General features: G+C 73.7%; 9 protein-coding genes and 1 pseudogene. 7 read left to right on the top strand and 3 right to left on the bottom strand.

From position 1 onward, the window contains the following. The 4 genes and pseudogenes from ACFVU7_RS24670 to ACFVU7_RS24655 all read left to right on the top strand — a co-directional run. Window positions 1-3177: pseudogene (locus ACFVU7_RS24670) on the top strand (hypothetical protein); the annotation flags it as partial. 163 nt (window positions 3178-3340) lie between these two features. After that, window positions 3341-3892, top strand: coding sequence for a YciI family protein (locus ACFVU7_RS24665; protein WP_388047218.1), 552 nt, complete (start codon window positions 3341-3343; stop codon window positions 3890-3892). 120 nt (window positions 3893-4012) lie between these two features. After that, window positions 4013-4993 carry a GlxA family transcriptional regulator gene (locus ACFVU7_RS24660; protein ID WP_388047215.1) on the top strand — a complete coding sequence of 327 codons (981 nt, stop codon included), beginning with the start codon at window positions 4013-4015 and terminating at the stop codon, window positions 4991-4993. Window positions 4994-5138: 145 nt separating this feature from the next. Continuing rightward, on the top strand, window positions 5139-6542 hold the full coding sequence (locus tag ACFVU7_RS24655; protein ID WP_388047212.1) for a DJ-1/PfpI family protein: 1404 nt from the start codon (window positions 5139-5141) through the stop codon (window positions 6540-6542). 52 nt (window positions 6543-6594) lie between these two features. Here ACFVU7_RS24655 and ACFVU7_RS24650 read toward each other — a convergent pair whose 3' ends face one another. Beyond that, a complete protein-coding gene (locus tag ACFVU7_RS24650) occupies window positions 6595-7026 on the bottom strand; it encodes a hypothetical protein (RefSeq protein WP_049656746.1) in 432 nt (143 codons plus the stop codon). A gap of 297 nt (window positions 7027-7323) precedes the next feature. Here ACFVU7_RS24650 and ACFVU7_RS24645 point away from each other — a divergent pair, with 297 nt between their 5' ends. Genes ACFVU7_RS24645 through ACFVU7_RS24635 form a run of 3 tightly spaced genes read left to right on the top strand, consistent with a single transcriptional unit; the run spans window position 7324 to window position 10334 of the window. Beyond that, complete coding sequence (locus ACFVU7_RS24645) at window positions 7324-7998, top strand: HEAT repeat domain-containing protein (protein ID WP_388047209.1); 675 nt, start codon at window positions 7324-7326, stop codon at window positions 7996-7998. Window positions 7999-8001: 3 nt separating this feature from the next. After that, entirely contained in the window at window positions 8002-9042 is a 1041-nt protein-coding gene (locus tag ACFVU7_RS24640) for a HEAT repeat domain-containing protein (RefSeq protein WP_388047206.1), read from the top strand. Window positions 9043-9092: 50 nt separating this feature from the next. Then, window positions 9093-10334 carry an MFS transporter gene (locus tag ACFVU7_RS24635; RefSeq protein WP_388047204.1) on the top strand — a complete coding sequence of 414 codons (1242 nt, stop codon included), beginning with the start codon at window positions 9093-9095 and terminating at the stop codon, window positions 10332-10334. A gap of 64 nt (window positions 10335-10398) precedes the next feature. On the opposite strand, the gene ACFVU7_RS24630 is transcribed toward ACFVU7_RS24635, so the two are convergent. Together ACFVU7_RS24630 and ACFVU7_RS24625 are read right to left on the bottom strand one after the other, a co-directional pair. Next, window positions 10399-11241, bottom strand: coding sequence for a hypothetical protein (locus tag ACFVU7_RS24630; RefSeq protein ID WP_388047201.1), 843 nt, complete (start codon window positions 11239-11241; stop codon window positions 10399-10401). Window positions 11242-11387: 146 nt separating this feature from the next. Further along, the gene (locus ACFVU7_RS24625; RefSeq protein ID WP_387972449.1) at window positions 11388-11930 is read right to left on the bottom strand and encodes a hypothetical protein; all 543 of its coding nucleotides are present in this window, start codon (window positions 11928-11930) and stop codon (window positions 11388-11390) included. Between the last annotated feature and the right edge of the window lie 149 nt (window positions 11931-12079).

Genomic DNA, 12079 nt, shown 5'->3' with positions numbered 1-12079 from the left:
ACCGTCGCCCCGAACGGCACCGCCTACTGGCGCATCACCGTCACCAACAACGGCACGGTCAACCTGACCGGCATCACCCTCACCGACACGGTCACACCCTCGTGCGTCACAGCCGCCGGCATGTTCGACCTGGCGGCGGGCGCGTCCCATCAGGTGTTCTGCAACCTGCCGGACGTCACGCAGTCAACGACGAACACGGTGACGGCGTCCTTCCCAGGGCCCGGTGGCACCCCGATCACCACACCGCCCTCCGAGGCGAGCGTCGACGTCCCCTCGTTGACGATCAACAAGGAGGTCTGCACCAGCACCAACCCGGCCGACTGCGGTGACGGCGGCGCCGGCCCCTGGGCGAAGACCACCACCGTCGCGCCAAACGGCACCGCCTACTGGCGCATCACCGTCACCAACAACGGCACGGTCAACCTGACCGGCATCACCCTCACCGACACGGTCACGCCCTCGTGCGTGACGGCCGCCGGGTCGTTCGACTTGGCGGCAGGCGCCTCACAGCAGATCTTCTGCAACCTGACAGACATCACCAAGCTGACGACCAACACCGTCACCGCCTCCTTCCCCGGCCCCGGCGGAACACCCATCACCACACCGCCCTCCGAAGCCAGTGCCGACGTCCCGTCGCTGACGATCAACAAGGAGGTCTGCACCAGCACCAACCCGGCCGACTGCGGTGACGGCGGACCCGGCCCCTGGGCGAAGACCACCACCCTGGCGCCGAATGGGACGGCGTACTGGCGGATCACCGTCACCAACAACGGCACGGTCAACCTGACCGGCATCACCCTCACCGACGCCGTCACACCCTCGTGCGTCACGGCCGCCGGCACCTTCGACCTCGCCGCAGGCGCGTCGAAGCAGGTCTTTTGCAACCTGACAGACATCACCAAGCTGACGACCAACACCGTCACCGCCTCCTTCCCCGGCCCCGGCGGAACACCCATCACCACACCACCCTCCGAAGCCAGTGCCGACGTTCCGTCCCTGGTCATCAACAAGGAGGTCTGCACCTCGACCAACCCGGCCGACTGCGGTGACGGCGGTGCAGGCCCGTGGGCGAAGACCACCACCCTGGCGCCGAATGGGACGGCGTACTGGCGGATCACGGTGACCAACAACGGCACGGTCAACCTGACCGGCATCACCCTCACCGACGCCGTCACACCGTCGTGCGTGACGGCCGCCGGCTCCTTTGACCTCGCCGCAGGCGCGTCCCATCAGGTGTTCTGCAACCTGCCAGACATCACCAAGCTGACGACGAACACGGTGACGGCCTCCTTCCCAGGGCCCGGTGGCACCCCGATCACCACACCGCCCTCCGAGGCGAGCGTTGACGTTCCGTCGCTGACGATCAACAAGGAGGTCTGCACCTCCGCGAACGCCGCTGACTGCGGTGAGGGCGGCGCGGGACCGTGGGCCAAGACCACCACCGTCGCGCCGAACGGCACCGCCTACTGGCGCATCACCGTCACCAACAACGGCACGGTCAACCTGACCGGCATCACCCTCACCGACACGGTCACGCCGTCGTGTGTCACAGCTGCTGGCACCTTCGACCTGGCGGCAGGCGCCTCCCATCAGGTGTTCTGCAACCTGACGAGCGTCACCCAGTCGACGACGAACACGGTGACGGCGTCCTTCCCCGGCCCCGGCGGCACACCAATCACTACACCGCCCTCCGAGGCGAGCGTCGACGTCCCGTCGCTGACGATCAACAAGGAGGTCTGCACCAGCACCAACCCGGCCGACTGCGGTGACGGCGGCGCCGGCCCCTGGGCCAAGACCACCACCCTCACCCCGAACGGCACCGCCTACTGGCGCATCACGGTGACCAACAACGGCCCCGTCAACATCACCGGCATCACCCTCGCCGACTCCGTGACGCCGGCTTGTGTCACGGCTGCCGGATCGTTCGACCTCGCGGCAGGTGCCTCCAAGCAGGTCTTCTGCAACCTGACAGACGTCACCAAGCTGACGACAAACACGGTGACGGCCTCCTTCCCGGGCCCCGGCGGCACCCCGATCACCACGCCCCCGTCCGAGGCCAGTGCCGACGTCCCGTCCCTGGCCATCAACAAGGAGGTCTGCACCTCCGCCAACGCCGCCGACTGCGGTGACGGCGGACCCGGCCCCTGGGCCAAAAGCACCACCATCGCCCCGAACAGCACCGCCTACTGGCGGATCACCGTCACCAACAACGGCACGGTGAACCTGACCGGCATCACGCTGAACGACTCCGTCACACCGGCCTGCGTGACAACTGCGGGGACATTCGACCTCGCGGCAGGTGCCTCCAAGCAGGTCTTCTGCAACCTGCCGGGCGTCATCCAGCCGACGACGAACACGGTGACGGCGTCCTTCCCCGGCCCCGGTGGCACCCCGATCACCACACCGCCGTCCGAGGCGCGCGTGGATGTGAGCGGCACCAACGTTCCGTCGCTGAGCGTCGACAAGGAGGTCTGCCAGTCGGACAAGTCCGGCGACTGCGGTGAGGGCGGCGCCGGGCCGTGGGGCAAGGAGGTGACGCTGCACAAGGGTGGGGCGTCCGAGGAGCCGTGTGCGCCGGACAAGTGCCAGGCGTTCTGGCAGATCACGGTGACCAACACCGGCACGGTGGACCTGACCGGGATCACGCTGAACGACCGCCAGGAGGTGTCCTGCACGGTGGCGGCCGGGACGTTCGATCTGGCCGCGGGGCAGATGAAGAAGTTCTACTGCTCCAGCCTGATCAGTGAGGACACCGTCAACACGGTCACCGCCTCCTACGTGCCGCCGAACTCGCCGCCCGGGACCGAGCCGGTGACCACTCCGCCGTCCTCCGCGCTCGCCCGGTGCACGCCGCCGTGCGAGAAGGAGGAGTGCCACGAGCACAAGCCCGGCCATGAGAACGGCAACGGGAACGGCAGTGGCCACGGCAACGGGAACGGGAACGGCAACGGCCAGGGGCCGGAGCACGGCAGCACCGGCCCCGGCCCCGGCGAGCACCCGCAGGGTGGACACCAGCAGGGCGGGCACCAGCAGCACCACGAGGGCGGGCCGCTGCCGGACACCGGCTCGTCGGTCCGGCCCTACGCCGCGACCGGTGCGGCGCTGGCCGGTCTCGGTTCGGTGCTGGCCCTCCTGGTCCGGGCGCGCAGGCGCCGGGCGGGCGGGGTGAGCGAGTGAGCCCGACAAGGCCGGACCGGTCCTGACGGGCCGAGGGCGGTGGCCCGGGAGGAAGTCCTCCCGGGCCACCGCCCTTGTGCGGCCGTCACGGAGGCATGCGGTCGGAATCCGCCGTCGACGCGGGCCCTGGACCTGGCCGCCTCCTTCAGGGGACCCTACGGGCATGGAGTTCTTCTGCTACCACCGCGACCGGCCCGGCTCCGGGACGTTGCGCCGCGAACTGCTGGAACAGCACTGGTCCTACATGGACGGGTACGCGGAGGAGTTGATCGCCCGGGGCCCGACCCTCACCGAGGACCGCGACGCCCCCACCGGCAGCGTGCACATCATCGACCTGCCCGATGCCGCCGCTGCCCGGACGTTCGCCTTCGCCGAGCCGGGTTACCAGGCGGGCGTCTACCGGGACGTGCTGCTGCGGCGGTGGAGCAACACGCTGGGGCGCACCATGTGGGACTTCCCCGGCGGCCGGACCGGCGGCAACCGGTACCTGGTGCTCGGCCTCGGCTCGGGGCCGGCCGTCGACCTCGCCGTGCCGGCCGACCGGGACGGGCTGATCGCCTACGGTCCGCTGCTGTCCGACGACGGCACCGCCTGGCTGGGCACGGCCGCGTTGCTCCGGGCGCCGGACCGGGATGCGGCGGGCGCCGTCCTGACCCGGGAGCGGTACGCCGACATCGAGGTGCACGACTGGCAGTTCGGCGGGCGGCCGTCCTGACCGGCCGGTGCTGAGGCCGGTGCGCCGGGCCGGCGTCCGCTGCGCCCAGTGCCAGATCCGTCCGCCGTCCGCCCCTGGGAGACCTCGTGCGGGCGGTTCCTCGCGGCCTACCGTGGCGGGGTGAGCGAGGAGACGGACGGGTGTACCGGGCGGGTGCTGGTCCTGGTGCTGCCCGAGGTGAATCTGCTGGACCTCGGCGGTCCTGTGCAGGTGTTCGACGCCGCGGCGCAGCTCGGCGGCGGTTACCGGCTGGAGTACGTCGCCGAGGCGGACACTCTGCGGTCCGCCCAGGGCCTGCGGCTGGCGGGGCTGGCGCCGCTGGCCACGAGCCGGGCGGCAGCCGGTGACCTGGTGCTCGTGCCGGGCCCCCGGCTGACCGGATCCGACCGGCTGGTGGCGCCCGCCGTCGTGCGCTGGGTGCGTGAGGCGTACGACGCGGGTGCCCGGGTGGCGTCCGTGTGCAGCGGTGCGGTCGTCCTGGGGGAGGCGGGGCTGCTGGACGGCAGGGCGTGCACGACCCACTGGTCGCTCACCTCGGCGATGCGCGACCGGTACCCGCGGGCCCGGGTGCGTGAGGCCGCGCTCTACGTGCACGACGGGCGGATCAGCACCAGTGCGGGCATCTCGTCGGGGATCGATCTCGCGTTGTCCCTGGTCGAGCGGGAGCGCGGCCCGGAGCTGGCCGGGCGGGTCGCGCGTGAGCTGGTGCTGTACCTGCGACGGGACGGGGACGCGGCACAGATCAGTCCGTTCCTGCGGCACCGCGACCACGTCCAGCCCGCGGTGCACCGGGTGCAGGACCATCTGGCGCAGCATCTGGACGCCGCCTTCACCCTGCGTGAACTCGCCGGCTTCGCCGGGCTGTCCCCTCGCGGTCTGACGCGGGCCTTCACCGCGGCCGCCGGCCTCACCCCGTTCGCCTACCAGCGGCAACTGCGGCTGGAGCGGGCCCGCGCCCTGCTGTCCGGTACCGACCTGACGGTGGAGGCGGTCGCGCTCCGGTGCGGGTTCCGTGACGCCCGGCAGCTGCGCCGGGTGGTCGCCGACGCCTTCGGGGCCCCGCCCTCGCTGCTGCGGGCGCCACTGCGGCCGACCGCCTGACGGGCCCGGCCTCCTCGGCGCAGAGTCGCTTCTTCGACCGGTTCACCCCGATCTCCTCCGATTTCCCCCTTTCCCGTTTCCACGAGGGCCGACGGCACCGTGCTGCCGGAACGTGCCCGGATTGTCGAGGTATGTCTTGTTCGCGATGAGTTCCGGGCCCCGCAGGGGGCACCGGGCGCTGCGCCGTACCGGCCGGGTGCTGCTGGGCACGGGTCTGGCGGCCGCGTCCTTCGCGGGGATCGCCTTCGCGGGGGTGAGCGCGTCGATGGCGGACAGCTTCGCCGCCGCGCCGCACGGATCCGATGCCCGGGGGTGGCCGACCGCCCGGCCGGTGCCGGAGGGCAGGATCACCGTGGCGGTCGCGGTCAGCAACGAGGGGTCCGTGGCCACCGACGTCCTCGCGCCCTACCAGGTGTTCGCCGAGTCACCGACGATGTTCGTCTACACGGTGGCCGCCGAACGCCGTGTCTCCCCGCTGTCCGGCGGCGCCCATCTACTGCCCGACCACACGCTGGCCGAGGTGGCGGACGGCACTCTGCCGGAACCCGACGTGGTGGTCGTGCCCGCCGTGACCGACCCCGCCGGCGCCGGCGAGGAGCGCCTGCGCCAGTGGATCGTCGAACGCCACCGCAAGGGCGCCCGGATCCTCGGGGTGTGCGCGGGCTCCGAGCTGCTGGCCGCCTCCGGTCTGCTCGACGGCCGCGAGGCCACGTCGTTCTGGTCCAACATCGGCTCCCTGGAGCGCGGTTACCCGAAGGTCGACTGGCAGCGCGGGCGGCGCTACGTCGAGGACGGGCGGGTGACCACCACCGCGGGCGTCACCTCCGGCACCGTGGGCGCGCTGCGGCTGGTCGGGGAGCTGGCCGGCGAGGCGGAGTCGGCCCGTATCGGCACCGGCCTGGCCTACCCCGGCTGGACTCCGGACGGGCCGACCGCGATACCGGCCAACCACCTCGCCCTCGGCGACCTCCCGTACGCCCTCAACGCCGCGTTCCCGTGGCTGCGCCCCACCACGGCCATCGGCCTGGTCGACGGCGTCGAGGAGATCGACGCGGCCGCCGCCTTCGAGGGGTACGGCGGAGTCTCCTTCGCCACCCGGACGCTGGTGATCGGCGCCGGCGACACCGTCACCACCCGCCACGGCCTGGTCCTCGTCACCCGGCCCGCGACGGGAGGCGCCCACGGGGCGGACCGCTTCGTGGTGCCCGGCGTCAGGGACGCCTCCGGCCTCGACGGTGCGCTGGGCGACTGGGCCCTGCGCAACGGGCTCGCCGCCGAACTGCCCGGCGGAGGACGGCGGTCCGGGGAGTTCGGCTTCGATCCGGTCCTGCGGGACCTCGCCGAGCACGGCGACCGCCGGACGGCACTGACCACCGCGAAGTTCTCCGAGTACCCCTCGGCCCATCTGGAGCTGACCGGCGCGTCCTGGCCCTGGCGGTCCACTCTGCTGGCCGCGGCGGCGGTCGCCGTGAGCGTGGGGGTGGGGCTGGCACCGACGGCGGTCCGGCACACGGTTCGACGGCGGCGCCGCGCCGCACCGGGCCACTGAGGGGGACCCGCAGGGGCCGGGGCAGCCCGTGGAGCGGCGGCCGTGCCGTCCGTCAGATCGGGTCCGTCTTGATCGTTCCGACGCACAGGGCCCAGATGACGAGGGCGTCGATCGCGATAAGGACGATGGCCCACAGGGGGTAGTAGGGCAGCCAGAGGAAGTTGGCGATCATCCCCAGCCCTGCCACGACCAGACCGACGATGCGGGCCCAGGCGGCGCCGCTGAAGACCGCGACACCCGCCACGACGACGAAGACGCCGAGGATGAGGTGGATCCATCCCCAGCCCTCGGTGTTCATCGCGTACACGTAGCTGCGGGTGACCACGAGCAGGCTGTCGTGGGTGATGGCGGCGCTGCCCTGGAAGATCGCCATGAGGCCGGCGGTGATCAGCATGACCCCGGCGAAGATGGTCCACCCTGACGCGTAGGGGTACTGCTCGCGGCCCCGGGCGGTGGGGCCGACTCCGGACGTACTGCTGGCCATGACACGGTCTCCTTCGATCGCGGTCGCCTCGCGGACGGGGGACGGGGACGGGGACGGAGGGACGAGCAGCCGGGTGGAGGGGCTCCGGACGACCCGGAGCGGGGCACCCGCACCGGCAGAGCCCCACATTCACCGTAAGACCGGACCCTCCATCCCGCCGTCGGACGACCGGCCCGCCCGGCCGCTGCCCCGGCCGCCGCCCCGCCCTCGCCCGGGCCGTCGCGGGCACCGCGCACGGAATCCGCTTGACCTTGACACCGTGACAAGCCCTTCACTGAGGCCCAGGAGGTGGTCCTGATGACCAGGCCGGAAGAGGACAGGGACACGATGCGGGCGGCGCTCCGCGGGCTGGAGCACGACGACCCGTCGGTGCGCCTGCGGGCGGCGCTGGCCGTCGGCACGAACCCGGACCGGGGGTTCGTCCGCCCGCTCGTCGGGCGGTGCGCGGTCGAGCCCGAGTTCTCCGTCCGCGAGATGCTCACCTGGGCGCTCACCCGCCACGAGGCGGCGGTGACCGTGCCGCTGCTGCTCGGCGAGGTCCGCGCGGAGCGGGCGCAGGCCCGGAGCCAGGCCCTGCACACGCTGTCCAAGATCGGGGACCGGCGGGCGTGGCCGGCGATCACGCCGGCGCTGCTGGCCGACGCCGACGAGGAGGTGGCCCGCAGCGCCTGGCGGGCCGCGGTCGTGCTCGTACCCGAGGACGGGGCGCCCGCGCTGGCCGTAGTGTTGGCGGCTCAGCTCGGGCGCGGCGGACGTGAGACGCGGCTGAGCCTCAGCCGGGCGCTGGTCGCGCTCGGGGAGGCGGTGCTGCCGACGCTGGGCGCCGCGACGACGGACCCCGACCCCGGGGTGCGCGCGCACGCGCTCGCCACCGAACGGCTGTGGCACGACCCGGACGCCGGGTTCGAGCTCGCCGTCGAGGAGGCGAAGCGCACGGCGGTCTTCGGCAAGGGCCGCCAGGAGGGACGGTAGGCAGTGTTGATCGGCGACGTGGCCCGGCGGTCGGGGGTCAGCGCCCGCATGCTCAGGCACTACGAGTCGCTCGGGCTGGTGCGTCCGACAGGGCGCACCAGCTCCGGTTACCGCCGGTACGCGGACGAGGACATCCGGCGGATCTTCCACATCGAGAGCCTGCGGTCGCTGGGCCTGTCGCTGCGCGACGTCGGTCGGGCCCTGGACGATCCCGGCTTCGCGCCCGCGGAGCTCGTCGAGGACCTCATCCTCCGGACCCGTGAGCGCATCGCGGCGGAGACGGAGCTGCTCACCCGGCTGCGGCGGATCGACGCCGCGGAGCCCGCCGGGTGGGAGGAGGTCCTCCGGGTCGTCGCGCTGCTCCAGGCCCTGGAGTCGAAGAGCCCGGGGGCGCGGCAGCGCGCCGCCCTGTCCGCGGGCGAGGACGCGGCGGTGCCGGTGGAGGCGCTGGTCGAGGCCGTGCTGGGCGAGTCGGACCCGATCGTCGCCGGGGCGCTCCGGTGGGCGCTGGCACAGTCGGGCGGGGACGGGACGGCCCTGCTCGCGGAGGGGCTGGACTCGCCCGCGGCCGAGGTGCGCGAACGGGCCGTCCGGTGCCTCGCCGAGTTGCCGGACGGGTCGGCGACCGCGCTGCTGCGGGACGCCCTCGGGCACCCGGACGCCGTGGTCCGCAGGTGCGCGGCCCTGGCGCTCGGGGCCCGCGGCGTGGCCGACGCGGTCCCGACGCTCATCGACATGATCGTCGGGGCGACGAACGACGCCGACGCGGCGGACGCGCTGGGCGCGCTGGCGAACGGCTCCGCCCCGGTGGGCAGTCCGGCACCGGTGAACGGGCCCGCGCTGGCGGACCGGATCGCCGCCGGGCTGGTCGACCGCCTCGCCCGGGAGGACATCGGCCCGGACGCGCGCCGGCGGCTGACCCAGGCGCTCGCGGACGTCCCGGGCGGTACGGCGTCCCGCGCCCTCGCAGCGCTCGCGCGGGACGAGGACCGTGCGGTCGCGCTGACCGCGACGTACATTCTCAAGCTGCGCGACACGCGGTAGCCGCGCGGCGGTCGGGGGACGGTCGGGGGCGGGTTCGAGGTGGGGGTGGCATGACAGGGGCCGGGCGGTTCCGTCGGCAGCGGCGGCTGTTCCTCTCGGTGGCGATCGACACGTTCGGCTCCGGCGTCTTCCTGCCGCTGTCGCTGCTGTTCTTCGTCACCGTCCGGCACTTCCCGGCGGCCGCCGCGGGCACCGCCGTGACGGTCGGGTCGCTCGCGTCCTTCGCCGTCGTGCCGCTCTGCGGACGGGCCGTCCAGGCGGTGGGGCCCAAGTCCTGCCTGGTCGTCAGCAACGTCCTGACCGCGCTCGGGTACGGGCTGTTCTTCGCGGCCGGGAACCTATTCACGGTCGCGGCCGCCACCTTCGTGGTGACGGCCTCCGACCGCCTCTACGGCGCCGCCTGGCCCACCCTGGTCGCGCGGTTCGCGAAGCCGGAGGAGCTCACCGAGTGGTTCTCCGCGGTCACCGTGCTCAAGACGACCTCCCTGGGCGTCGGCACCCTGGGGGCGACCGCCCTGATGGCGCTCGCCGGCGGGCACGGCCTGGAGGTCGCGCTCGCCCTGAACAGCGCGAGCTCCCTCCTCGCGGCCGCCCTCCTGCTGGGGGTGACCGTGCCGGCCGCCGATCGGCCCGGGCTCCGGGCGGCGAGGTCGAACACCCGGGCGGCGCTCGGCGACCGGCCGTTCCTGTCCCTGGTCGCGTCCCAGACGCTGCTCTCGGCGGCCTGGCTGATCCCGACCGTCGCCTTCCCCCTCTACCTGGTGGAGGGCCTCCACCAGGCCGCCTACTGGCCGACCGTCGTGGTCGCCGTGCGCTACGCCACCGCCACCACCCTGCAGATGCGGATCAGCCGGCTGCTGTCCGGCTGGAGCCGCTCGCGGGTCCTGGGCCTGTCGATCGGCGCGGCGGCCGGCGCCATCGCCCTCACCGCGACGGTCTCCACCGCCCCGCACGCCCTCCAGGGCCCGCTCGCCGTCCTCGTGGCGGTGGTGCTGGCGCTGGCCGAACTGGCGTCGAAGCCCACCGCGGCCGCGACGGCGGTCGCCATGGCGCCCAAGGGCGACGAGGGACCGTACATGTCCCTGTTCCAGCTGACCTGGACGGTGTCCTACGCGGTCGGACCGGCGGTCATCGGCCTGGGCCTGCAGAACCCCCCGCTGCTCTGGAGCGCGCTGGCCCTCTGCGTGGCGGCCAGCGCCCTGGCCCACCGCCTCCGCACGCCCTGGCGACCGCGGCCGCAACCGCATGGGCCCTCAGTCCGTGGGCTGCGGGAGGAGGCCGAGGCCCCGTAGCCGACGCCCCGGACGCCCCGGACGCCCCGGACGCCCCGGACGCCCCGGACGCGCGGGCCGGGCGTCAGTGGCGCACGGGCGGCTGCTCGGCGGCGCCGTAGGCGCGCAGCTGGTACGGGAGCGCGGACGGGCGGCACCACTGGAGGTCGAGGCCGCAGGCGCCGAGGACGGCGCCGAAGGCGTGCCGCATCGCGTCCTGGACGGCGGTGCGGGCCCGTGCGGCCCGCTCGGCGGCGGGGGTGTCGCCGTCGGCGGCCGCGGACAGGCGGCGGGAGGGGTTCCAGCGGAGGTCGGCGACGCCGGTGGTGTCGTCGCCGTCGTCGACGGGCCGGCACGGGGCGAGGGTGATGCCGGGCGCGTGCAGGTGGTCGGCGACCGGCAGTCCGGCCAGTGCGGCGGTGCGGCGCACCGCGTCGACGACGTGCGCGCCGATGCCGAGGTCCTGCGGGCGGGACCCGGCCGGAGCGGCGGCGTCCCGGCCGGCGTCCTGTCCGGTGGCCGGGGCGGGGCCGCTGGTACGGCCGACCCTGGTCTCCCCGTCGAGCCGACCGGCCTCGACCTCGATGCCGAAGGCCGGCAGGAACTCCGCCAGGGCGTTCTGCATGCTGCTGGTGACGACGCGACCGGCGGCGGAGGCCGGCTGCTGGAACTCCTCCATGGCCGCCGCGGCGGCCAGCCGGGGGCCGGGCTCCCAGTGCAGGGCGATCAGGCCGGCGCAGTCGTCGGAGTCGTCGAACGGCCGGGCCTGGCGCAGCTGGACGCCGGGGCCGTGTCCGCCGTACCCGACGGGCAGGCCGGCCAGGAGGAGCGCCTCGGTGACGCGGTCGGCGAGCAGCGGGTCGATCCGGGGCCCGCCCGGGAAGGTGCGTTCCGCAGCCGTGTCCTGCCGTGCGGCAGCCGTGTTCACGCCGTCCTCCTCCGGGTCCCTGGCGGCGGCCGACCGCCTGCGCCCCGAGCGTACGGCGTACCCGGACGGACCGTCGGCGAATCCCGGAACCCGGCCACCGCGGCGCGCCCGCCGGGAGGGCGGGCGCACCGGCGGTGTGCGTCCGGTCAGTTCCAGGGGTTGGCCGGCTGGTCGTTGATGGCCGTCCAGAAGCGGGTGTTGTTGGGGATGTTGCCGTAGGCCCAGAAGGTCCAGCCGCCGGTCTGCGACAGGTCGGTGCCGTAGTGGCCGTCGTGGAACTCGGCCTCGCGCCAGCCGGCGCCGAAACCGGCCTGGCAGACGCTGTCGGCCGCGGCCCGGCTGTTCAGGCGGGAGCCCTTGACCGGCTGGCTGAGGGCGACGGTGCCCTGCGCCCAGCCGTTGTGGAAGGCGATGGTGAGCCCGTCCGGGGCCGGGCTGCCGTCGACGTTGAGGCAGAGCACGGGCAGCGAGACGGACGGCGCGGTGTCGCCGTTGTAGGCGTTGCTCGGGCTGCCGCCGGGGCCGCCGACCTGGACGGTGCCGTCGGGGCCGTAGGAGACGACGGACCAGGTCATCCCGAGGTGGGTGGCCGGCCCGGTGGCGGCGGAGGCCGGGGCGGCGGTGAGCGGGATCAGGGCGGCGGCGGCGACGGCGGTCGCGGTGGCGACGGCCTTCTTCAGACGGTTCATCGACTGCTCCTGAGTTCGGGGTTCTCACTGGGCGACCGGCTCGTTTCGGCCGGTGCACAAGAAACTTCTCAACCGAACGCACACAACTGGCATGATCTGATCATCAGTTCGTCACGACTCGCGCCCGTCCTCCACGGCGGCCGGTCCGG

The organism is Kitasatospora sp. NPDC058046 (genome assembly GCF_042885595.1).
Classification (GTDB): Bacteria; Actinomycetota; Actinomycetes; order Streptomycetales; family Streptomycetaceae; genus Kitasatospora.
The sequence above is the reverse complement of the archived record's forward strand: the minus strand, read 5'-3'. Positions and strand labels throughout refer to the sequence as shown.